The following is a 21377-nucleotide window of genomic DNA, read 5'->3' as shown; positions in this document are numbered from 1 at the left end:
GCTTTCGGCCGCCGCGTCGGCCGCCTCGGCGGCGGCGACGGCGACGGCTTCGGCCTCGACGCGGGCGCGTTGTTCGGCCAGTTCGCCCACGCGCTGGGCGAGGCGGCCGATGCGCTCGTCGAGTTCGGCCTTGGCGCGCGCGAGCGCCTGGCGCCGGGTTTCGGTTTCGGCGACTTCGTGGGTGAGTCGGGCGAGCTTGAGGTCCTCGGCCGCGACCGCGTCGGCGGCGGCGGCGAGCGCGGCCTCGGCCTCGGCGCGGGCGACGGCTTCGCCGGCGCGGGCTTGGTCGATGGCGGCGCGTTCGTTGGCGAGGCGGCCGATGGCTTCGCGCGCCTCGGCGCGCAAGGATTCCTCGCGCTCGGTGTCCTGGGCGATGTGGGCGAGGCGGGTTTCGATTTCGCGGCGGCTTTCCTCGAGACGGCGTTCCTCGGCGTCGAGCTGCTCGCGGGCGATGATCAGGCGCTGCAGTTCGGCCGCGGCTTCGGCTTCCGCGTGGCGCAGCTCGGGCAGGCCCGAGGCGCGCTCCGCCTGCTCGGCCGCCGCCTCGGCGGCGGCGCGGGTGCGCTCGGTCACCTCGGTCTCGGCCGAGGCGAGGCGCCACTTGGCCTCGTCGAGCTCTGCGTCCGCCGAACGCCAGCGCAGGTAGAAATAGGTCGCTTCGGCGACGCGGATATGCTGGCTCAGGTTGCGGTAGCGCGCGGTCTGGCGCGTCTGCTTCTTCAGGTTCTGGAGCTGGGCGTCAAGGGTCTGCAGCACGTCGTCGACGCGCTTCAGGTTGGCGTCGGCGGCCCGGAGCCTGATCTCGGCTTCATGGCGGCGCGAATGGAGGCCGGTGATGCCGGCCGCTTCCTCGAGCAGCATGCGCCGGTCGGCGGGCTTGGCGGCGATCAGGGCGCCGATGCGGCCTTGGCTGACCAGCGCGGTCGAACGGGCGCCGGTGGCGGAATCGGCGAACAGGATTTGCACGTCGCGGGCGCGCACGTCCTTGCCGTTGACGCGGTAGAGCGAGCCTTCGCCGCGTTCGATCCGGCGCACCACCTCGATCCGGTCGGTGTCGTTGAATTGCGCCGGCGCCGAGCGGGCGGAATTGTCGAGCGCGAGCGAAACCTCGGCGATGTTGCGGCCCGGGCGCTGGGCGGTGCCGCCGAAGATGACGTCGTCCATTTCGCCGCCGCGCATCTGCTTGGGCGACGTTTCGCCCATGACCCAGCGCAGAGCTTCGACCAGGTTCGACTTGCCGCATCCGTTGGGCCCGACGATGCCGGTGAGCCCGGTCTCGATCATAAGATCGGTCGACTCGACGAAGGACTTGAAGCCGGTGAGGCGAAGGCGATTGAATTGGAGCACGGAGCGCCGGTCCTTGTTGACGGTTACTTCGCTTTTTTCTTCAACGCGGTCTCGATCGCGTCGCGGAATACCTCGAAGGGCTGCGCGCCGACGATGACCGCGCCCTCGATCACGAACGTGGGCGTGGAGTTGACGCCGTAGCGCCGGCTCGCGCCCTCGACCCGTTCGCGCAGGCCGAGAAGCAGGGGCTGGAGGTCGAGACACGCCTGGACGTCCTGCTCGGACAGTCCGCTGAAGCGGGCGATGCGACCGATTTCCTGGATCGGATCGCGGCTGCGCATCCAACGCTCTTGTTCGCGGAACAAAGTTTCGATCAATCCAAAATAGGCGCTTCTTGGCGCGCAGCGCGCAACCATGGCGGCGGCGGTGGCTGGTCCGCCGAGGGGAAAATCCGAAAAAACCAGCCGTGCCTTGCCGGTATCGAGGTATTCGGTCTTGATGCGGGGCAGTGTATCTCGGTGGAAGCTCGCGCAGTGGGGGCAGCCGAGGGACGAGTGCTCGATGATGGTTACCGGTGCGTCGGCGCGCCCGATCACCCGATCGGCCAGCGCATCCTCTAAGGACGCGATGCCGGCCGCGGCGGGCAGGACCCAGCCGAACATGGCTAACAACCAGTAAAACACAATCTTTCGGGACACTTAGGCCTCGCCGACCACTATATATAGACCGGACTATAGTCGCCCACCGGCCGAAAAGTCCATGGTTTTAAGGCCTGTTCGGCGGGTTACCCCCTGTTTTGCCCTTTGTTTTGGCAGGCGCCAGCACCGCGCGCCCCAAGGCTTCGAGTTTGGCGCGCAGGCCGGAATCCTTGACGCCGGCGAGGGTGCGCTCGAGCTTCGCCTCGGCTTCGGGGCCGAGCGGCGGGGTGGGCTCGGGCTCCGGCGGCGGCGGGGGCAGAGGCGCTTGAATCATGTGCAGGCGCGCCACCGCCCGATAGCCGAAATGGCCGTTGATCCGCTCGATCAGCAGCGGCTCGATGTGCTGGATTTCGGTCGCGAGCCCGCCCGGCGCGACTTTCAAATGCAAGGTGCCGTTGGTCCTTTCCCCGGTGGCGAAGGCGATCCGCGCCGGCCGGCTGGAGCGCGCCAGCAGCGGCCCGGCGATCTCCGCCCAGTCGGCGACGATGCGCCCGTCGGCGAGGCCGCGCTTGCCGAAAAGCGGCCGCATCAGCCGCCGCGCGAGCGTGTTCAGGGTCGCCGCCCTGCCGGCGCGCACGAATTTGCCGCTGCGGGACGTATGGCCTGAGGTCATGGCGGGACAGTATACCTCTTTCGATGGCTGGGAACGCAAAGCTTCTCGGGCGGCGCCTGCTGGCGTGGTTCGATCGCCAGGGCCGCGCGTTGCCGTGGCGCGAAGGCCGCGGCGCGCGCCCCGGTAGGGGCGGATCTTTTATCACGCGCGTCACGCCGGTAGGCGTGCCTTCGCACGATGATTCGCCCGCGCGGCCCGACGTTTACCGGGTGTGGCTGAGCGAAATCATGCTTCAGCAGACGACGGTAGCGACCGTCGCGCCGTATTACGCGCGCTTTCTCGCGCGCTGGCCGACGGTGGCGGCGCTGGCCGCCGCGCCCCTCGACGACGTGCTGCACGCCTGGCAAGGGCTCGGCTACTACGCCCGCGCCCGCAATCTGCACCGCGCCGCGCGCGAGGTGGCGGGTCCCCTTGGCGGAAAATTCCCGCGCGACGAGGCCGGGCTCGCCCGCCTGCCGGGCGTCGGGCCCTACACCGCGGCCGCCGTCGCGGCGATCGCCTATGGGGAGCAGACGGTGCCGGTGGACGGCAACGTGGCGCGGGTGATCGCGCGGCTCCACGGGCTGCGGGTTCGCCTGCCCGACCCGCCACGCAGTCGTGTTTTGGGCGGAAGACGGACGCGGCCGGGTGCTGGTGCGCCGCCGCCCCGAAAAAGGGCTTCTCGGCGGAATGATGGAGTTTCCCTCGACCCCTTGGCGGGCAAAGCCGTGGTCGGCGGTCGAAGTGGTGCGCCACGCGCCGGCGAAGGGCAATTGGCAATCGGTCAATTCCGGCGCTTTCGCGCACGCCTTCAGTCACTTCACGTTGAAGGGAAAGGTCGTTCGCGCGCGCGTTGCCGGCGGCGATATCGAGGGACTGACGTGGTGGCCGGTCGCCCGGCTGAACCGCCTTGCGTTGCCGAGCGTGATGAAGAAGGCGATAAAGACCGCCGGCGGCGCTATTGGTCGTAGACCACCAGCGAATCGAACGGCACGGAAAGCTTCGAGCGGCCGTTAAGAAACGACAGCTCGATCAAACAGGCGGCGCCGACCACGTCGGCACCCACCTTGCGCAGCAGTTCGGCGGCGGCATTCAGCGTGCCGCCGGTCGCGAGCAAGTCGTCGAGCACCACGATGCGGTCCCCCTTTTTGATCGCGTCGTGCTGAATCTCGACGGTGTCGGTGCCGTATTCGAGCGCGTATTCGTGCCGGATGGTTTTGCCCGGAAGCTTGCCTCTCTTGCGCACCATGATGAAGCCGAGGCCGAGCTTGAGCGCGAGCGGCGCCGCGATCAAAAATCCGCGCGATTCGATCCCGGCAAGCACGTCGGGCTGGTGCCGGCCGATCAGCTTCGCCATCCGGCCCATGGTCACCTGCCAGGCGTCGGGATGGGCGAGCAAGGTCGAGATGTCGTAGAACAGGATACCCGGCTTCGGAAAATCGGGGATCGAACGGATATGGTCCTTGATGTTCATGACGGCGTATTTCTCGGCTGGCGTCGCGAGCACTTTAGCCGTTTCGCCGCAAAAGCGAAACGGCGCTCGATGGGCCGACCCACCTAGCGCCGTCGCGACGACAATTCCGGATGCAGCCGGAATTACTTGCCCTTTTCCAGGAACTCGATCACCTCGTGGCGCTCCTTGGCGTTGGGGAGCTTGAAGGCCATCGCGCTGCGCGGCGCGCCCTTGGCCTTCACGAATTTTTCCGGATCGGTCAGGTATTCGTCGAGCGCCTTCTTGTCCCATTTGTAGTCCGCGCCCTTGAGGCCGACGTAGCGGGTGAAGCCCTCGACGGTACCGGCCTGGCGGCCGTATATGCCATGGAGCGACGGGCCGACTTTGTGTTTGCCCTTTTCCATGTCGTGGCAAACCATGCACTTGGTGCGGAATATCTTGGCGCCGTCTTCGGACGCCTGGACGCTTGCGGCGCCGAAGGCAAGAACGGCGGCGGCGCCGGCGAGGAAGTGCTTGACGAAGGTCATGATCGCGATTTCTCCGGAAAAACGTTGCATTCGAGTTCAAAGAGGGACGGGATTATGGCCGCCTTCATGGCGGCTGGCAACCCACCAGTCCGGCAAATCCTTGCTGCGAGCCGTTATTATCGTGTTCCAATTTGGCGGGGCGCGCGCATGGGTATTTGCCCGCGCGCCCCGCGCCTATGCCCTTGCGGGGATTTGACCGGTATCTCACTATTACGTCCCTGTCGTCGGCGTAAGACCGGGAACGCGCGCGTTCCCGGGGCCGCAACGCTCACTCGGAACCGCGACCGCCATGACCCGCAACGCGCTCAGCCAGGATGACGTCGTCCGCCTGTTGACCGATCCCTCGGGCGAGGCCCGCGCGGTGACCGCGGCCAAGATCGCCGCCGAATTCGGCAAGGGTGAACTGGCGCCGGGGGAACGCAAGATCGCCGAGGAAATCTTCCGCCTGATGGTGCGCGACGCCGAGGTGCGGGTGCGCGAGGCGCTGGCCGATAATCTGAAACGCGCGCGCGACGTGCCGCGCGAAGTGGTGGTGGCGCTCGCCAAGGACGTTGACCGGGTCGCCGAGCCGATCCTCAAGTTTTCCGAGGTTCTGACCGACAACGACTTGGTGGAGATCATCCGCACCCAGGGTCCGGCCAAGCAGGTGGCGATCGCCAGCCGGACGGCGGTGTCGGAGAAGGTCTCCGCGTCCCTGGTCGAAACCCACAACGAAGCGGTGGTGCAAACCCTGGTCGCCAACGAGGGCGCCGCGATTTCGGAAAAGTCCTTGCAAACGGTGATCGACGACTTCGGTGGGCGCGAGGGCATCCAGGCGGCGATGGTGCATCGCCCCAGGCTGCCGGTGACGGTGGCCGAGCGGCTGGTGACGCTGGTGTCGGAAAAACTGAAGACCGAATTGGTGTCGCGCCACGAGCTTCCGGCGGCGCTCGCGACCGATTTGTTGCTGCAAAGCCGCGAGCGCGCGGTGCTCGGCATTTCGAGCGAGGCCGAGGAGCAAGAGGTGCAAACCCTGGTGCGTCAAATGCGCGCGCACGGCCGGCTCACGCCCTCGATCGTGCTGCGCGCGGCGGTCATGGGCGACATCACGTTCTTCGAGGCCGCATTGGCGGAACTTGCCGGCATTCCGCTCGCCAACGCCCGCGCCCTGATTCACGACGAAGGTAAGCTCGGCCTTCGGTCGCTCTGCGACAAGGCGCGATTGCCGGCGTCGTATTTTCCGGGTATTCGCGCCGCCTTGGACGTGTTCCGCGAGACCAGCTACGACGGCGGCGAGCAAGATCGCGAGCGCTATAAACGGCGCATGATCGAGCGGGTGCTGACCCAGTACGGCGATCTCGGCGTGGTGATGGAGGCCGACGACCTCGATTACCTGCTCAAGAAGATGGGCGAGCTGCCGGCGCTGTCGGCAAGCTCGGCCTGACCGGCTTTATTTCTTTCCGTTCCGGGCGCCCGTTCGTCCGCAACTTATTCGTCCGTCCGGGGCGACCATTTCACGATCGCATTTCCCGGGTTGTTGGCGCACAACGCGGTAAACGTGTTGAGCGAGAGATTGGTGGGCGTGCGGTCGTCGACCGTAACCCCGCCCTTTTTTGCCAGCATCCAACCCGCGTTGGCGCATTGATCGGCTGTGAGCCCTTCGATCGTGACGACCGGGCGGGCGCCCGTCCGATCGACGTAAAGACGCCCGCCGAAGACATGGGTCGTGACCGTCTCGCCCCGGCTTGCCGCCTGGGCCTGCTCCAGCAGCAGAGTGGCGTTGCGCTTCGCCTCGCGCTGGGGGGCGTTCTCAATATAGGTGGCGATCATGGTGCCGGCCACCGCGGCCACCACCGCCAGTCCCGCGGCAACGTGGACTATCCGTTTGATATGCCGTGCAACGGCGCTGCGGGCCAGTTCGGTCAGTTCGATCGGTTTCGATTTCGAACGACGCTCTTTGCCGGGTGCCGTCGAACCCGCGATATCGGCGAAGGCATTGGCCGTGGCTTCGGCCTTGGCGGCTTCGTACTCCAGGACCTTGAGGATGCGGTCGGACTTGATCTGACGAAGCATATCGACCATCGCGTCGGTGGTGCGCGCGAGCCGCGTCGGCGACATCCGGTCGGGCAGCATGGTTCGCAATTGATGGACGAACCGCTCGATTTCGAGCGGATCGTCCTTGCGGACGTAAAGGCGCGAGACGATGGCGATCATGCATTCACGCAGCGCGGCGGCGGAGCGCGTACGGCGCACAAGCGCGATCAAGCCGGTCTCGGGGTCCTCGAACACCCTTTCCCAGTCGATGGCGCCGCTCGGGGTTTTCGGCCAGTCGGCCTTGGAGGTGTCGATCATGCTCCGATCCTAGCCGAAAAATTCGCTCCGCGCGTCTGACTTCGCCGAACTCCGCTTCGTTCAGGAACAGAACGGGGCGACGTTGGTCAAGTCGAGCGGCGGAGGGCCGCCTGGGTATTGACGCCGGGAGCGATAATTACTTTAACTTTGGGGTTGTCGTGGACAACGGGGGTTGTCTGTGATGACGACATAAATCGCATAAATCTAAGACGTTGCAAATTAAACGATAAATTCCAACTGTGCCCGCTGGACCGCTTCGTGTTGGAAACGACCGCGCGTTCGGCGGCGGATTTGCCGGGCACTCATGCGAACACCGCTCGACCTTCCTGCACTCGCATTGGAAATGAAAACGGCGCAAGACTCGGCGCGTCAGGTCGCGCCTTTCACGACACGCCTGCCCGCCTTCGGCCTCTCCGACGCCTACGAGGTCGCGCACCTCATTCACCGTGCGCGTCTGACAGAGGGCGCTAAGTCCGTGGGTCGAAAGATCGGGTTCACCAACCCCGATATGTGGTCCAAATTCGGAGTTCGCGAACCGATTTGGGCGCACATCTACGATACGACGGTCGTTCGTCTGAACGACACGCGGGCTACTTGTCGCCTCGGTAAGTTCGTCGAGCCGAAGATCGAACCTGAAATTGTCTTCGGCTTTCGCGCTGTTCCCCGAACCGGCGCGGGGCTTGTCGAGGTTCTGAATGCGATCGATTGGGTGGCACACGGCTTCGAAATCGTGCAATCGCACTTTCCCGGCTGGAAGTTTCAGGCCCCGGACACCGTTGTTGACGCCGGGCTCCACGCCACCTTGTTGGTCGGCCCCCCGCGGCCTTTATCTCAACTCGGCACCGACGTGATCGGCGCGCTTGAGTCCTTCACGCTTACGCTGTCATGCGGCGATCGCCATATCGAAACGGCCAAGGGCTCTAATGTTCTGGGCAATCCATTATCCGCCATAGCCCACCTGTTGTCGGTATTGGCCAACCAACCCGACTACGCCGCATTGCAGGCGGGCGAAATCGTGGCGACCGGCACGGTTACCACCGCGCGGTCGGTTCAGGCGGGCGAAATTTGGCGGTCCGAAGTGCGGGGAATCGCACTTCCTGGTCTCACAGTCGAATTCTTAGTATGAGTCCGAACCTTAAATCATAAAAATGGTCGGAGTGAGAGGATTCGAACCTCCGGCCCCTAGCTCCCGAAGCTAGTGCTCTACCAGGCTGAGCTACACTCCGCCGCGAAATCGGGGCCGGTTATAGACCCGGCGCGAGGGTGGGGCAAGGCGGTCCCGACGGGGGTCTTGGGCCTTTTAATACGCCCGTTCGATGCAGAAATCGATCAATTCGAGGAGCGCGGTCTTTTCCACCCCCTCCGGGAAGATGCCGAGCGCGTCGCGCGCGATGGCGCCGTAATGGCGGGCGCGTTCGACCGTGTCGGTAAGCGCGCCGTGCCGGTTGAGCAGTTCGATGGCGCGATCGAGATCGCTTGGATCCTGGTTCTGGTCTTCAAGGGTGCGCCGCCAGAACGCGCGTTCTTCCTCGTCGCCGCGGCGATAGGCGAGGATGGTGGGGAGCGTGATCTTGCCGTCGCGGAAATCGTCGCCGACCGTTTTGCCCAATACCGCCTGCTTGGCCGAATAGTCGAGCGCGTCGTCGACCAGCTGGAAAGCGATGCCGAGGTTCATGCCGAAGGCGTCGAGCGCCTCGGCCTCGATGCGCGGGCGGTTGGCGACCACCGCGCCGATGCGGCAGGCGGCGGCGAACAGCTGCGCCGTCTTGGCGCGGATGACGTCGAGATAGGCGGGTTCGCCCGTGGCGGTGTCGTTGGCGGTAACGAGTTGCAGCACCTCGCCCTCGGCGATCACGGCGGATGCGCGCGACAGGATCGCGAGCACGTCGAGCGATCCGTCCTCGACCATCAACTCGAACGAACGGCTGAACAGGAAATCGCCGACCAGCACGCTCGCCTTGTTGCCCCAGAGGGCATTGGCGCTGGCTTCGCCCCGGCGCAGGTCGCTGTCGTCGACCACGTCGTCGTGGAGCAATGTCGCGGTGTGGATGAATTCGACGCACGCCGCGAGCGCGAGGTGCCGTTCGCCCCGATAGCCGCACATGCGCGCGGAGGCCAGCGTGAGCATGGGACGGATGCGCTTGCCGCCGGAAGCAACGATATGCCCGGCCAGCTGCGGGATCATCGCCACCGGACTCTGCATCCGGCGCACGATCAGGGCGTTGACCGCCTTGAGGTCGTCGGCGACGAGGCGGGTCAGGCCATCCAGCGACGGCTTGCGTTCCCGGCCTTCCTCCAGGTTGACGACGACACCCAAAACTCGGTTCCTTCCCGGGCGCTTGACGGGCGGGTTAACCCGCCCGAACCTATTGAATCGAAATCATAGGGATTCGAGCGCGGCGCGGTCAAGGCGCGCCCCAATATGTGAATCATGATCGAGTTGGTACGCAGCAACGACCTGGTGTTTTTGTCCTGGCTTCTTGCCGCGTTGCGGCAGGAAGGGATCGAGGCCCTCGTGCTTGACGCCCACGCCAGCGCGGCGGACGGGAGCATTTCGGCCATTCCGCGCCGGGTGGTGGTGGATGAGGCCGACGCGGGGGCCGCGCGCCGGGTGCTGGAGCTCGCCGACGCGATCGGCCGGGAGGGCGGACCGTGACCGCCGTCGGCGCGGCGGAAATTACCCGCGACACGCTGCTCGGCGGGCGGGTGCGGCTCGCGCAGCCGAAGCGGGGTTTGCGCGCGGCGATCGACCCGGTGCTGCTCGCGGCCGCGGTGCCGGCGCGCGCGGGCGAGCAGGCGTTCGAGGCCGGATCCGGCACCGGCGCCGCCGCGCTTTGCCTCGCCTGGCGCGTGCCGGGCGTCCGCGTGAGCGGAATCGAGCTCGATCCGGCGCTCGTCCGGCTCGCCGACGACAACGCGCGCGCGAACGGCATGGACGATCGCGTGCGCTTTTTCGCGGGAGACCTGTTCGCGCTACCGTCCGAACTGGCGGGGAAAAAATTCAATCACGTTTTCGCCAACCCGCCGTTCCTGGAGGCGGGCTCGGGCACGCTTTCGCCCGATCCGGCGCGCCGCCGCGCGACGGCGGAAGGCGCTGGCGGGCTCGCGGCATGGGTCGCGGCGTGCTGCGATCGGCTCGCGCCTGGCGGCACGCTTACGCTCATCCACCGCGCCGATCGGCTGGATGCGCTGGTCGCGGCGCTGTCGGAGCACGCGGGCGGGATCGTGATCTTTCCGTTGTGGGCGGGCGAAGGAAAGCCGGCCAAGCGTATCATCGTCGCCGCGCGCGAAGGCGCGGCCGAACCGACCGTGACCCGCCCCGGCCTGGTGCTGCATCGCCGGGGCGGCGGCTACACGTCCGAGGCCGAGGCGATCTTGCGCGAGGGCCGCGCGCTCCCCATGTCATAATCCACCGCCATGCCCGAGCATCCCTTCCAAAAATTTCTCGCCCGGCTGCCGTTCGGGCGCCTGGCCAACCCGCCGCCGGCGGTGGCGGTGGTGCGGCTTTCGGGCGTGATCGGGCGCGTGGGCGCGTGGCGGGGCGGGTTGTCACTCGGCGGTCTCGCGCCCGCGCTTGAGCGCGCATTTCGGCTCTGGAACCTGAAGGCGGTCGCGCTCGCGATCAATTCGCCCGGCGGCTCGCCGGTGCAGTCGGCGCTGATCGCCGGGCGCATCCGCGCGCTCGCTTCCGAACACGACGTGCCGGTGATCGCCTTCGCCGAGGACGTCGCGGCTTCCGGCGGCTATTGGCTGGCGTGCGCGGCGGACGAGATTTACGCCGACGCCAACTCGATCGTCGGCTCGATCGGGGTCATGAGCGGCGGCTTCGGCTTCGTCGATCTGTTGAAGCGCATCGGTGTCGAACGCCGCCTGCATGTGGCGGGCGAGCGCAAGACCTTGCTCGATCCGTTCCTGGAAGAAAAGCCGGAAGACGTCGCCCGTCTTGCCGCGATCCAGCGCGACATCCACGAAAGCTTCAAGGCGGCGGTGCGCGAGCGGCGCGGCAGTCGCCTCAAGGCGCCCGAGGACGAGTTGTTCAGCGGCGAGTTCTGGACCGGGCGGCGCGCGCTGGAACTCGGCCTGATCGACGGCCTCGGCGATATGCGCTCTACCTTACGCGCGCGCTTCGGCGACAATGTGCGCCTGAAACCGGTCATGGGCCGTTCGCGCTGGTGGCCGCGCCGGATCGGATTCGCCCGCGCCGATGCCGACCCGGTCGACGTGGTCGACCGCGCGCTGGCCGCGGTCGAGGAGCGACTGTGGTGGGGCCGCTTCGGGCTCTAGCCTTCGTACCGGCCGGGGAACCGAGTTGACCGTTCCCGCCCGCGCCCCTACAAAACCTCATGTTCGGCCTGAGCCTCACCAAGATCCTTATCACGCTCTTCGTCATCGTCGCCGTCTGGTACGGCTGGCGCTGGTTCACGCGCTATCAGGCGCTGAAGGCGGCGCGATCCCGTGCCGTTCCCCCGAAAGGGCAAAACCGCGAATCGCCGCGCACCGATTCCCGGATCGAGGCCGAAGACACGATCGAATGTCGCGCCTGCGGCGCCTTCGTCGCCGCGTCGAACGCCACCTCCTGCGGGCGCAAGGATTGCCCATTTCCCGGCTGAGCCGATCGTTGACCCCCATCGGGGCGGACAGTAAGGTTGCTGCGCCGCAGCAATTCCGATGACTCCGAAGCCCCGCCCATATCGTCAAGCGCGCCGCGCGCCTCGCCCCAGCTTTCAATCCCTGATCCTGACCCTTCAGGAATTCTGGGCGGGGCAGGGTTGTCTCGTGCTGCAGCCCTACGACATGGAAGTGGGCGCCGGGACCTTTCATCCCGCGACCACGCTGCGCGCGCTCGGGCCCGATCCGTGGAACGCGGCCTACGTGCAGCCCTCGCGCCGACCCGCCGACGGCCGTTACGGCGAAAACCCGAACCGGTTGCAGCACTATTACCAGTTCCAGGTCATCCAGAAGCCCGCGCCCGCCGACATCCAGGACCGTTACCTGGCGAGCCTGAAGGCGCTCGGCATCGATCCTTCGCTTCACGACATCCGCTTCGTCGAGGACGATTGGGAAAGCCCGACGCTCGGCGCCGCCGGACTGGGCTGGGAAGTATGGTGCGACGGCATGGAAGTGACCCAGTTCACCTACTTCCAGCAGGTGGGCGGGATCGAATGCGATCCGGTGCCGGTCGAGCTCACCTACGGGCTCGAACGGCTCGCCATGTACATCCAGGGCGTGGAGAACGTGTTCGATCTCGACTTCGACGGACGCGGCGTCACCTATGGCCAGGTGTTCCTGCGCGCCGAGCAGGAATATTCCGCTTACAACTTCGAACTCGCCGACATCGACGTTCTCTTCCGCCACTTCGCCGACGCGGAGAAGGAATGTCAGGCGTTGCTCGCGCGCGGCTTGGCGCTTCCCGCCTACGACCAGTGCATCAAGGCGAGCCACCGGTTCAATCTGCTGGACGCGCGCGGCGCGATCGGCGTCGCTGAGCGTGCCGCCTACATCGGCCGCGTGCGGGTGCTGGCCAAGGCCTGCTGCGAGGCGTGGCTGAAAAAGCCGGCTGCCGCGAGCGAATCCTCGCGGCAATCAATTACTGGCGGCGGGGATTCGCCCGCCGCCGGGAAATAGGCGCGGGCGATGGCCGAACTGTTGCTCGAAATCCTGTCCGAGGAAATCCCCGCGCGCATGCAGGCGCGCGCGGGCGATGGTTTGAAGCGGCTCGCGGGCGAGGCCTTCGCCAAGGCGGGCCTCGCCGCCGGAAAGATCGAAACCTTCGTCACGCCCCGGCGGCTGGTGTTGGTCGCGGACGGCTTGCCCGCGAAACAACCGGATGTATCGGAAGAGCGTCGCGGCCCCCGCGTTGATGCGCCCCAGCAAGCTATCGACGGTTTCCTGCGCGCCAATGGATTGGCCTTAGACCAATGCGAAAAACGCGACACCGGCAAGGGCGTGTTCTGGTTCGCCGTCATCAAGAAAACCGGTCAGAAAACCGCCGCCGTGCTGCCCGCCCTGATCGAAGGCGTGCTGGCGCAATTCCCCTGGCCCAAGTCCATGCGCTGGCAGGGGTCGGCGCGTTGGATAAGGCCCGTGCGCAGAATTCTTTGCCGGTTCGACGGCAAGACGGTGCCCCTGTCGTTCGCTGGGGTGAAGGCGGAAAATATGACGCGCGGGCATCGGTTCCTCGCGCCGAAGCCGTTCGCGGTGAGAAATTTCGCCGACTACAAGAAGAAGCTTCTGAAGGCGCGGGTGATCCTCGATCCGGCCGAGCGCCGCGCCGTCATCGAACGGGACGCGGCCAAGCTCGCTAAAAATAAAAATCTCGCCCTCGTCTCCGATGAAGGGCTGTTGAACGAGGTCGTCGGCCTGGTGGAATGGCCGGTCGCGCTGTTGGGGCGCATCGACGACTCATTCATGGACCTGCCGCCCGAGGTGCTGACCACGGTCATGCGCCATCACCAGAAATATTTCGCGCTCAACGACGAGGCGGGGAAGCTCGCGCCGTTCTTCGTCGTCGTCGCCAACACGGCGGCCAAGGACAAGGGTGCCGCCATTGTCGCCGGCAACGAGCGGGTCCTGCGCGCCCGCCTCGCCGACGGGCGCTTCTTCTGGGACCAGGACCGCAAGAAAAAACTCGAAGCCCGCATCCCGGCCCTGAAGGAGCGCGTGTTTCACGCCAAGCTCGGCAACGACTTCGTGCGCGTCCAGCGCCTGCGCCTGCTCGCCGCCGAACTCGCGAAATATGTCTCGGGCGCGGACAAGGCGGCGGCCGAGCGCGCGGCGGAATTGTGTAAAGCCGACTTGACCACCGGCATGGTGGGCGAATTCCCTGAGTTGCAGGGAATCATGGGTCGCTACTACGCGCGTCACGACGGCGAAAGCGCGCCGGTCGCGGACGCCATCGCCGACCACTACCGCCCGCTCGGGCCCGGCGACGCCTGTCCCAAGGCGCCGATCTCGGTCGTACTCGCGCTCGCCGATAAGATCGACGCCCTGACGGGGTTTTTCTCCATTGGCGAAAAGCCGACCGGCTCGCGCGATCCGTTCGCGCTGCGTCGCGCCGCCCTGGGCATCATTCGCTTGGTGGTGGAAAACGGTTTGCGTGTGCCGCTCGTGGCCGCGTTCCGCCAAGCCGACGATCTCCACGCCGCCAGCGCGCGCGGGCCCGCCGCGCGGCTCGACGTGAACGAAATGATGGCGTTCTTTGCCGACCGGCTCAAAGTGGCGCTGCGCGAAAAAGGCGTGCGCCACGACCTGATCGACGCGGTGTTTTCCTTGGGCGGCGAGGACGATCTGGTGCGCCTGCTCGCCCGGGTCGAGGCTTTGAAGAACTTCCTCGCGACCGAGGACGGCGCCAACCTGCTGGTTGCCTACCGCCGCGCCGCCAACATTCTGAAGATCGAGGAAAAGAAGGACGGCAAAAGCTACGACGCCCCCGCCGACTCGGGGTTGCTGACGGCGGCGGAGGAAAAGGCGCTCGATGCCGCGCTGATGGAATCGCGCGTACCGATCGCCGCCGCGCTCGCCGCCGAGAAATTCCAGGACGCTATGCGGGCGCTTGCGGCCTTGCGCGCGCCGGTTGATCGCTTCTTCGATAAGGTGACGGTCAACTGCGATGACGCCGCGCTTCGCGCCAACCGGCTTAAGTTGTTATCGCGTATTCGCGCGGCGCTCGGCGGCGTCGCCGATTTCTCCAGGATCGAGGGCTAGCTCATGGCGAAATACGTGTACGGTTTCGGCGGGGGAAGGGCGGAAGGCAACGCCGGCATGAAGGGGTTGCTGGGGGGCAAGGGCGCCAATCTGGCCGAGATGAGCCGGATCGGCATACCGGTGCCGCCCGGCTTCACCATCACCACCGAGGTCTGCACCTATTATTACGCCAACGGCAAGCGCTATCCCAAGACCCTCAAGGCCGAGGTGGCGACGGCGCTGGCGCGCGTCGAAAAGGCGGTCGGGCGTAAATTCGGCGACGAGATGCGTCCGCTGCTGGTGTCGGTCCGTTCCGGCGCGCGCGCCTCGATGCCGGGGATGATGGACACCGTCCTCAACCTCGGCCTCAACGACCGCACCGTGCTCGCGCTCGCGCGCGAAAGCGGCGACGAGCGCTTCGCCTACGACAGCTACCGCCGCTTTATCCAGATGTACGGCGACGTGGTGCTCGGCGTCGATCACCACAACTTCGAGGAAATCCTCGACGAATTGAAGGACCGCAAGGGGTACTCCTACGACACCGAGCTGAAGGCCGACGACTGGAAGGCGATCGTCGCCGCCTACAAGGCGAAGGCGGAGGAAATCCTCGGCCGTCCTTTCCCGCAGGACCCGGCCGACCAGCTCTGGGGGGCGATCGGTGCCGTGTTCGGAAGCTGGATGAACCAGCGCGCGATCACGTATCGCAAGCTGCACAACGTGCCGGAAAGCTGGGGCACGGCGGTCAACGTGCAGGCGATGGTGTTCGGCAACATGGGCGACGATTGCGCGACCGGCGTCTGCTTCACCCGCAATCCGTCCACCGGCGACAACCATTTCTACGGCGAATTCCTGATCAACGCCCAGGGCGAAGACGTGGTCGCCGGCATCCGCACGCCGCAGCCGCTGACCGCGGCCGAGCGCCAGGCTACCCATTCCAGCCTCAAGTCGATGGAAGAGGCGATGCCCGCGATCTTCGAGGACCTGAGCCGGGTGCGGACCAAGCTCGAAAAGCACTACAAGGACATGCAGGACCTGGAGTTCACGGTCGAACGCGGCAAGCTGTGGATGCTGCAGACCCGCACCGGCAAGCGCACGGCGGCGGCCGCGCTCAAGATCGCGGTCGACATGGTGGACGAAGGCCTGGTGAGCAAGGCCGACGCCATCCGCCGCCTCGATCCGGCGCAGCTCGATCAGTTGCTGCATCCGACCCTCGATCCCAAGGCCGAGCGCGAGGTCATCGCCCGCGGCCTGCCGGCCTCGCCCGGCGCGGCGTCGGGGCGCGTCGTGTTCAGCGCCGAGGACGCGGAGAAATGGGCCAAGAACGGCGAGAAGGTGATCCTGGTCCGGATCGAAACCAGCCCCGAGGACATCGGCGGCATGCACGTCGCGGAAGGAATCCTCACCTCGCGCGGCGGCATGACCAGCCACGCCGCCGTGGTCGCGCGCGGCATGGGCAAGCCCTGCGTTTCGGGCGCGGGCGACATCAAGGTCGATTACAAGGACAAGGCCATGCGCGCGCTCGGCGTCCGGCTCGCCGAAGGCGACGTGGTCACTATCGACGGCGCCACCGGCGAGGTGATGAAGGGCGCGGTCGCCACCATCCAGCCCAAGCTCACCGGCGATTTCGCCCGGCTGATGATCTGGGTTGACGAGATTCGCACGCTCGGCGTGCGCGCCAACGCCGAAACGCCCGAGGACGCGCGCGCCGCCCGCCGTTTCGGCGCCGAAGGCATCGGCCTTTCGCGCACCGAACACATGTTCTTCGATCCCGAACGCATCCTGCACATGCGCCAGATGATCCTGGCCCCGGACGAGGCCGCGCGCCGCGTGGCGCTGGCGAAGCTGTTGCCCTACCAGCGCGCCGATTTCGTCGAGCTGTTCAAGATCATGGACGGGCTGCCCATCACCATCCGGCTCTTGGACCCGCCGTTGAACGAGTTCCTGCCGCACAAGGACGAGGAGATCGCCGAAATCGCCCGCGACGCCGGGGCCGATCTTAATTTGGTCCGGACCCGCGCGCTCGATCTCGACGAAGCCAATCCGATGCTCGGCCATCGCGGTTGCCGCTTGGGCATCACCTATCCCGAAATCTACGAAATGCAGGCGCGCGCCATTTTCGAGGCCGCGGCCGAGGTCGCCAAGGCCGGCGTCAAGGTCAAGCCCGAAATCATGATTCCGCTGGTCGGTGTCAAGCGCGAACTCGATCTGATGAAAGAAATCGTCGATCGGACGGCGGCGGAGGTGGCGAAGGCAAGCGGCGTCAAGACCCGTTATATGGTCGGCACCATGATCGAGCTGCCGCGCGCGGCCCTGCGCGCGGGCGAGATCGCCGAGTCGGCCGAATTCTTCAGTTTCGGCACCAATGATCTGACTCAGACCACCTACGGGCTTTCGCGCGACGACGCCGGCTATTTCCTGACCCAGTACCTGGAACGCGGCGTGATCGAGCATGACCCCTTCATCACCCTCGACCGGGACGGCGTCGGCGAACTGATGCGGATCGGCACGGAACGGGGGCGGCGCACGCGCCCTAATCTCAAGGTCGGCATCTGCGGCGAGCACGGCGGCGATCCGGCCTCGGTCCGCTTTTGCCAGGAGGTCGGGCTCGACTACGTATCCTGTTCGCCCTACCGGGTGCCGATCGCCAAGCTGGCGGCGGCGCAAGCCGCCCTCGACGGGGTGGGGGCCAAGAAAAAGAAGACCGGCAAGGCGAAAATGAGCAAGCGCGCGAAAGGGAGGCGGTAGCCATGGCGCTCGACAAGGATTGCATCTTCTGCAAGATCATTCGCGGCGAAATTCCGTCGTTCAAGGTGTTCGAGGACGACAAGACCTTCGCGTTCATGGATATCAATCCCGGCAATCCCGGGCATTGCTTGGCGATTCCGAAATTCCATTCCGAAAACATCTTCGCCACTCCCGACGACTGGGTGGCGGCGACGGCGGTGACCACCCGCCGGGTTGCGCGCGCGGTGCAGGCGACGCTCGCGCCCTTTGGGATGAACATCGTCCAGGCCAACGGCCCCGGCGCCAAGCAATCGGTCATGCACCTGCACGTGCACATCCTGCCGCGCGCGAAGGACGACAACCTGATGCTCAACTGGGGCTTGGTGCCCGGCGACATGGTGGCGATCAAGGCGCTCGCCGAAAAAATCCGCGCCAATATGCCGAAGGATTGACAACGTAAACTGACAGCTTGGATTGACGGGGCGGCGGCATCCTCTTATTATTACGTTTGTAATAACGTGGGGAATTCGATCATGCACAAACTGAAGCTCATGGCGGTCGGCAATTCGACCGGAGTGGTGCTGCCGCGCGAGGTGCTCGCCCGCCTCAAGGCGGAGAAGGGCGACACCATATTTCTAACCGAAACGCCGGACGGCTACCGGGTCACTCCCTACGATTCCGAGTTCGAAAAGCAGATGAAGGTCGCCCGAAGGGTTCTTAAGACTCGTCGTGCGGCGCTGCGCGAACTCGCGAAATGATCCGGCGATCAAGGTGAAAAACTGGATTTGGGTCGAGCCCGTCGTCGTTCGCGCGATCCACGAAGAAAGCTTGGCTGAACACGGCGGGCGCGCGGGCATGCGCGACGAAGGGCTGCTCGCCTCCGCCCTCGACCGACCTCGTAATAAAGCCGCCTACGAACCGAATATCGACGCCGCGAGCCTGGCGGCGGCTTATGCCTTCGGCATTGCCCGCAACCATCCTTTTATGGATGGCAACAAACGCACCGCCCTGGCGGTGGCGGAAACCTTTTTGGGGTGCAACGGCTTCGAATCGACGGCAACGGACGCGGAATGCGTGACGACTTTTCTCGCCCTCGCGGCGGGAGAGATCGGCGAAAAAGTCTTGGCGGATTGGTTTCGGAGCAAAATACGGCGGTCACGTTGACCGCGCCGTTCACCGCCTGGCGAATATCGTCCATTCGTCGAGGGGATAACCGGCCGTCAACTGGACCCGCGCGCCGAGGTTTTGGCAGAACGCGACGAAATGCGCGGGTTCGGCGTAGTAGAGGCCCTCGCGCACCTTGCCCGAACCCTTCAGCATGTTGAAGGCAAGCGCCTTGCGCGCGCGGGCGAAACAGTGCGCGAGGCTAGCCTCGACGTAAGCAACCCATTCGCCGGGTTTGGCTTCGAGGCACATGTTGAAGGTGCCCGAGGCGAAACAATAGTCCGCATCTTCGACCGCCGTCATACCGCGCACGAATACGGCGCGCGGATCGCGGATGCGCGACCGCGCTTCCTCGATCATGGCGGGCGAGATGTCGATGCCGGTGAAGCGGCCGAGCCTGGGCCCGAGGCGGGGCGCGAGATAATCGAAAAACGCGCCGTAGCCGCAGCCGAGATCGTTGACGGCGAACGGGCCCGCGTCGCCCTCCAACACGCGGGCCAGCACCTCGAAGCGGAGTTGCTGGCCTTCCTCGCTTCGCCAATAAACGCCGCGCGCGGTCGCGCCCCATTCGGCGAGGCGGCGGTCGAACACGTCGACGATCGGTTTGAGCAGTTCGGGCGCGCGGCGGAGAGGGGCAAGCGGATCGCGCGTCATGCGGATTGGAACTTCGCCCAATCGGGCTTGATCGGAATGAGCCGCGCGTCTCCGGCCGAAAGCGGCGTTCCGGCGGCGCGGGCTTCCGCGACCTTTTCCAGGCGCAGCAGCGCGAGCCCGATCCCGCCGCGCGACGATCGCATCTCGCCCGCGTCCGCTTCGCCAAATCGAATGGGCGCGCCGAAGGCGGGGGCGGGCCCTTCGATCGCGACCGGCATCAGGCGCTTCCTGACCAGGCCGCGGTACTTGGTGCGCGCGGTCAATTCCTGGCCCATGTAGCAGCCCTTGTTCCAGTCGACCCCGTTCAATTCCTCGAATCCGTTTTCGAGCAGGATCGCGCGTTCGACTTCGAGGTCGCGGCTGCCGTCGGGCAGGCCCAGCGAAATCCGCATCTTGTCGTAATCGTCCGCGCCCGTTTCGGTGAAGCCGACGGCGCTCGCGCCGGCGCGCAAGGACTCGCGCGGGGCGATGGCACGCGCCCCGGCGGAAGCGAGCCGGGGATCGACGAACGCGATGCCGCTAGCGAATCCACGCGCCGCGCCCGCTTGGTCAGGCAGCGCCAGCGCGCCGAGGGCGCCATCGCCGAACAGGGCGGCGACGGCGAGGTCGGCGGAGCGGTCCGCGATGGTCACTTGCGCGCGCAGCTTGTAGAGCCCGAGCCGGCGCTTGAGGTCGGCAAGACGCGCCTTTTCGCAATCGAGCAGCAGCGCCCCGGCTAATTCGGCAATGAAGAAATCATGCAGGAATTTTCCCTGCGGCGTGAGCAGGGCGGCGTAAATCGCGCGCGAAGCCCCGACCTTGTTGACGTCGTTGGAAACCAACCCTTGCAGGAACGCGCGCGCGTCGGTGCCTTCGATCGCGAGCACGCCCCGGTCTTCGAGCACGGCGAAACGCGGCGCGGTCATGCGGATTGTTAACCCTTTCATCGAGCGGGCGGGTGCGCTCCCGCCCAAAGATGCCCGGGAGAAAGTTGGAACGGGGAGCGGCCGTTGGCAAGGCCCCGGCAGCCCCTTATAACGGACGCCGATGCAGGATCCCGATTCCCGCAAAACCAGGCGCGTTCTCTTCGTCACGTCGACCCGCGTCGGGGACGCGGTGCTGTCGAGCGGCGTGCTTGCCCGCGTGATCGAGGACCATCCGGAGGCCCGCGTGACCATCGCCTGCGGCCCGGCGGCGGCGCCGTTGTTCGAGGCGGCGCCGAACCTGGAACGGATCATCGTCCTCGACAAGATGGCGTTCTCTCTCCATTGGCTCGAATTGTGGGCGCGCTGCGTCGGGCGCGTGTGGGACTTGGTGGTCGATTTGCGCAACACGCCGCTGACCTGGCTGCTGGCCGCGCGCCGCCAGCGCCGGATCGGTTCGGGCCGCGCCGCCATCCACCGGGTCCAACTTTACGGCCGCGTGCTCGGGCTCGAGCGCGACCCGCCAGCCCCCCGGCTCTGGACCGCGCCCCGCCACGACGACGAAGCCCGCCGCCTGTTGCCCGACGGGACTCCCGTGCTCGCGGTCGGGCCTGCCGCCAACTGGAAGGCGAAGACCTGGCCGGCGGAACGTTTTCTCGAACTGATCGGCCGCCTCACCGGCGCGGGCGGCATCCTGCCCGGCGCCAAGATCGCGGTCTTCGGGCGCGACGACGAACGGCCGCAATCGCTTCGCCTGATCGAGGCGATCCCGCGCGAACGGCGCATCGACCTCATGGGCCGAATCGATCTGCTCACCATCTACGCCTGCTTCAAGCGCGCGGCGTTCTACGTCGGCAACGATTCGGGGCTGATGCATATGGCCGCCGCCGGCGGCGCGCCGACGCTGGGCCTGTTCGGGCCGAGCCGCGAAGAACTCTACGCCCCTTGGGGGCCGCGCGCAGCGGCAGTGCGGGCCACGCTCGGGTTCGATCGCATCTTCCCGCCCGGCTTCGATCACCGCGCCTCGGGCACGCTGATGGATTCGCTCTCGGTCGACGCGGTCGAGGCGGCGGCGCGCGAGTTATGGAACCGCGCCGGGGCGAAGGCGGCATGAACAAAGAAGCGGCGAAGGCGGCATGAGCCCCGGTGCGACATCGCGGCCCCGGCTCTCGGCGGTGGTCAGCATCCGCAACGAGGAGCGTCAGCTCGCCGACTGCCTGGAAACGCTCCGTTTTGCCGACGAAATCGTGGTGGTGCTGGATCGCTGCACCGACCGTTCGCGCGAGATCGCGGCCACCTTCACCGATCGCCTGGTGGACGGCGCGTGGGCCAAGGAAGGCGATCGGCGCAACGCCGCCATCG

At 66.3% G+C, this 21377-nt stretch carries 23 protein-coding genes, 1 tRNA gene and 1 pseudogene; 15 read left to right on the top strand and 10 right to left on the bottom strand.

Annotated features, from left to right (window positions below):
* The 3 genes from FJ311_11805 to FJ311_11795 all read right to left on the bottom strand — a co-directional run.
* On the bottom strand, positions 1-1347 hold a 1347-nt coding region (locus FJ311_11805; GenBank protein ID MBM3952124.1), incomplete at its 3' end, for a chromosome partitioning protein ParA.
* Between the two features lie 23 nt (positions 1348-1370).
* A complete protein-coding gene (locus FJ311_11800; GenBank protein MBM3952123.1) occupies positions 1371-1985 on the bottom strand; it encodes a DsbA family protein in 615 nt (204 codons plus the stop codon).
* Between the two features lie 67 nt (positions 1986-2052).
* Positions 2053-2598 (bottom strand): DUF721 domain-containing protein, encoded by a 546-nt coding sequence (locus FJ311_11795; GenBank protein MBM3952122.1) that lies wholly within the window; start codon positions 2596-2598, stop codon positions 2053-2055.
* A gap of 23 nt (positions 2599-2621) precedes the next feature.
* On the opposite strand from FJ311_11795, the pseudogene FJ311_11790 reads away from it, so the two are divergent.
* Positions 2622-3594: pseudogene (locus tag FJ311_11790) on the top strand (A/G-specific adenine glycosylase).
* Here the strand turns inward: FJ311_11790 and FJ311_11785 are convergent.
* On the bottom strand, positions 3536-4051 hold the full coding sequence (locus FJ311_11785) for an adenine phosphoribosyltransferase (protein ID MBM3952121.1): 516 nt from the start codon (positions 4049-4051) through the stop codon (positions 3536-3538). The pseudogene FJ311_11790 and the gene FJ311_11785 overlap by 59 nt on opposite strands.
* 122 nt (positions 4052-4173) lie before the next feature.
* Complete coding sequence (locus tag FJ311_11780; GenBank protein MBM3952120.1) at positions 4174-4587, bottom strand: c-type cytochrome; 414 nt, start codon at positions 4585-4587, stop codon at positions 4174-4176.
* Between the two features lie 259 nt (positions 4588-4846).
* Here FJ311_11780 and FJ311_11775 point away from each other — a divergent pair, with 259 nt between their 5' ends.
* Entirely contained in the window at positions 4847-5980 is a 1134-nt protein-coding gene (locus FJ311_11775; protein MBM3952119.1) for a DUF2336 domain-containing protein, read from the top strand.
* Between the two features lie 44 nt (positions 5981-6024).
* Here FJ311_11775 and FJ311_11770 read toward each other — a convergent pair whose 3' ends face one another.
* Entirely contained in the window at positions 6025-6888 is an 864-nt protein-coding gene (locus tag FJ311_11770; GenBank protein ID MBM3952118.1) for a hypothetical protein, read from the bottom strand.
* A 304-nt stretch (positions 6889-7192) separates the two neighbouring features.
* Between FJ311_11770 and FJ311_11765 the strand changes: the two genes are divergently transcribed.
* Positions 7193-8014, top strand: a complete 822-nt coding sequence (locus FJ311_11765; protein ID MBM3952117.1) for a decarboxylase — start codon at positions 7193-7195, stop codon at positions 8012-8014.
* A gap of 23 nt (positions 8015-8037) precedes the next feature.
* Here FJ311_11765 and FJ311_11760 read toward each other — a convergent pair.
* Both FJ311_11760 and FJ311_11755 read right to left on the bottom strand, forming a co-directional pair.
* Positions 8038-8114 (bottom strand) — tRNA-Pro (locus FJ311_11760).
* 74 nt (positions 8115-8188) lie between these two features.
* Entirely contained in the window at positions 8189-9205 is a 1017-nt protein-coding gene (locus FJ311_11755) for a polyprenyl synthetase family protein (protein ID MBM3952116.1), read from the bottom strand.
* Positions 9206-9319: 114 nt separating this feature from the next.
* On the opposite strand from FJ311_11755, the gene FJ311_11750 reads away from it, so the two are divergent.
* From FJ311_11750 to FJ311_11705, 10 genes are all read left to right on the top strand, one after another.
* Entirely contained in the window at positions 9320-9544 is a 225-nt protein-coding gene (locus tag FJ311_11750) for a DUF2007 domain-containing protein (protein MBM3952115.1), read from the top strand.
* Positions 9541-10296, top strand: coding sequence for a methyltransferase domain-containing protein (locus tag FJ311_11745; GenBank protein MBM3952114.1), 756 nt, complete (start codon positions 9541-9543; stop codon positions 10294-10296). The genes FJ311_11750 and FJ311_11745 overlap by 4 nt, the downstream gene beginning before the upstream one ends.
* Positions 10297-10305: 9 nt before the next feature.
* Positions 10306-11172: a S49 family peptidase gene (locus FJ311_11740; GenBank protein MBM3952113.1), complete on the top strand. Its 867-nt coding sequence runs from the start codon at positions 10306-10308 to the stop codon at positions 11170-11172.
* Between the two features lie 59 nt (positions 11173-11231).
* Positions 11232-11498 (top strand): hypothetical protein, encoded by a 267-nt coding sequence (locus FJ311_11735; protein MBM3952112.1) that lies wholly within the window; start codon positions 11232-11234, stop codon positions 11496-11498.
* 58 nt (positions 11499-11556) lie between these two features.
* Positions 11557-12513, top strand: a complete 957-nt coding sequence (locus FJ311_11730; protein ID MBM3952111.1) for a glycine--tRNA ligase subunit alpha — start codon at positions 11557-11559, stop codon at positions 12511-12513.
* Positions 12514-12522: 9 nt separating this feature from the next.
* Complete coding sequence (locus FJ311_11725; GenBank protein MBM3952110.1) at positions 12523-14592, top strand: glycine--tRNA ligase subunit beta; 2070 nt, start codon at positions 12523-12525, stop codon at positions 14590-14592.
* 3 nt (positions 14593-14595) lie between these two features.
* The gene (locus FJ311_11720) at positions 14596-17316 is read left to right on the top strand and encodes a pyruvate, phosphate dikinase (protein ID MBM3952109.1); all 2721 of its coding nucleotides are present in this window, start codon (positions 14596-14598) and stop codon (positions 17314-17316) included.
* A 2-nt stretch (positions 17317-17318) separates the two neighbouring features.
* Complete coding sequence (locus FJ311_11715; protein MBM3952108.1) at positions 17319-17747, top strand: HIT family protein; 429 nt, start codon at positions 17319-17321, stop codon at positions 17745-17747.
* An 81-nt stretch (positions 17748-17828) separates the two neighbouring features.
* On the top strand, positions 17829-18053 hold the full coding sequence (locus FJ311_11710) for an AbrB/MazE/SpoVT family DNA-binding domain-containing protein (GenBank protein ID MBM3952107.1): 225 nt from the start codon (positions 17829-17831) through the stop codon (positions 18051-18053).
* A gap of 13 nt (positions 18054-18066) precedes the next feature.
* Complete coding sequence (locus FJ311_11705; protein ID MBM3952106.1) at positions 18067-18459, top strand: type II toxin-antitoxin system death-on-curing family toxin; 393 nt, start codon at positions 18067-18069, stop codon at positions 18457-18459.
* 9 nt (positions 18460-18468) lie between these two features.
* Here the strand turns inward: FJ311_11705 and FJ311_11700 are convergent, their stop codons facing one another.
* Together FJ311_11700 and FJ311_11695 are read right to left on the bottom strand one after the other, a co-directional pair.
* Positions 18469-19113: a methyltransferase domain-containing protein gene (locus FJ311_11700; GenBank protein MBM3952105.1), complete on the bottom strand. Its 645-nt coding sequence runs from the start codon at positions 19111-19113 to the stop codon at positions 18469-18471.
* Complete coding sequence (locus FJ311_11695; protein MBM3952104.1) at positions 19110-20018, bottom strand: folate-binding protein YgfZ; 909 nt, start codon at positions 20016-20018, stop codon at positions 19110-19112. The genes FJ311_11700 and FJ311_11695 overlap by 4 nt, the downstream gene beginning before the upstream one ends.
* A 121-nt stretch (positions 20019-20139) precedes the next feature.
* On the opposite strand from FJ311_11695, the gene FJ311_11690 reads away from it, so the two are divergent.
* Positions 20140-21129: a glycosyltransferase family 9 protein gene (locus tag FJ311_11690; protein ID MBM3952103.1), complete on the top strand. Its 990-nt coding sequence runs from the start codon at positions 20140-20142 to the stop codon at positions 21127-21129.
* 22 nt (positions 21130-21151) lie between these two features.
* Positions 21152-21377, top strand: a 226-nt coding sequence (locus FJ311_11685; GenBank protein ID MBM3952102.1) for a glycosyltransferase family 2 protein, incomplete at its 3' end; no start/stop codon positions are given.

The sequence above is a fragment of the Rhodospirillales bacterium genome (genome assembly GCA_016872535.1).
Lineage (GTDB): Bacteria > Pseudomonadota > Alphaproteobacteria > Rhodospirillales > 2-12-FULL-67-15 > 2-12-FULL-67-15.
The sequence above is the reverse complement of the archived record's forward strand: the minus strand, read 5'-3'. Positions and strand labels throughout refer to the sequence as shown.

Coding starts and splice junctions, on each gene's coding strand:
- FJ311_11795 (MBM3952122.1), bottom strand. CDS start 2,598: ATGACCTCAGGCCATACGTCCCGCAGCGGCAAATTCGTGCGCGCCGGC.
- FJ311_11785 (MBM3952121.1), bottom strand. CDS start 4,051: ATGAACATCAAGGACCATATCCGTTCGATCCCCGATTTTCCGAAGCCG.
- FJ311_11780 (MBM3952120.1), bottom strand. CDS start 4,587: ATGCAACGTTTTTCCGGAGAAATCGCGATCATGACCTTCGTCAAGCAC.
- FJ311_11775 (MBM3952119.1), top strand. CDS start 4,847: ATGACCCGCAACGCGCTCAGCCAGGATGACGTCGTCCGCCTGTTGACC.
- FJ311_11770 (MBM3952118.1), bottom strand. CDS start 6,888: ATGATCGACACCTCCAAGGCCGACTGGCCGAAAACCCCGAGCGGCGCC.
- FJ311_11765 (MBM3952117.1), top strand. CDS start 7,193: ATGCGAACACCGCTCGACCTTCCTGCACTCGCATTGGAAATGAAAACG.
- FJ311_11750 (MBM3952115.1), top strand. CDS start 9,320: ATGATCGAGTTGGTACGCAGCAACGACCTGGTGTTTTTGTCCTGGCTT.
- FJ311_11740 (MBM3952113.1), top strand. CDS start 10,306: ATGCCCGAGCATCCCTTCCAAAAATTTCTCGCCCGGCTGCCGTTCGGG.
- FJ311_11735 (MBM3952112.1), top strand. CDS start 11,232: ATGTTCGGCCTGAGCCTCACCAAGATCCTTATCACGCTCTTCGTCATC.
- FJ311_11730 (MBM3952111.1), top strand. CDS start 11,557: ATGACTCCGAAGCCCCGCCCATATCGTCAAGCGCGCCGCGCGCCTCGC.
- FJ311_11725 (MBM3952110.1), top strand. CDS start 12,523: ATGGCCGAACTGTTGCTCGAAATCCTGTCCGAGGAAATCCCCGCGCGC.
- FJ311_11720 (MBM3952109.1), top strand. CDS start 14,596: ATGGCGAAATACGTGTACGGTTTCGGCGGGGGAAGGGCGGAAGGCAAC.
- FJ311_11715 (MBM3952108.1), top strand. CDS start 17,319: ATGGCGCTCGACAAGGATTGCATCTTCTGCAAGATCATTCGCGGCGAA.
- FJ311_11710 (MBM3952107.1), top strand. CDS start 17,829: ATGCACAAACTGAAGCTCATGGCGGTCGGCAATTCGACCGGAGTGGTG.
- FJ311_11700 (MBM3952105.1), bottom strand. CDS start 19,113: ATGACGCGCGATCCGCTTGCCCCTCTCCGCCGCGCGCCCGAACTGCTC.
- FJ311_11695 (MBM3952104.1), bottom strand. CDS start 20,018: ATGACCGCGCCGCGTTTCGCCGTGCTCGAAGACCGGGGCGTGCTCGCG.
- FJ311_11690 (MBM3952103.1), top strand. CDS start 20,140: ATGCAGGATCCCGATTCCCGCAAAACCAGGCGCGTTCTCTTCGTCACG.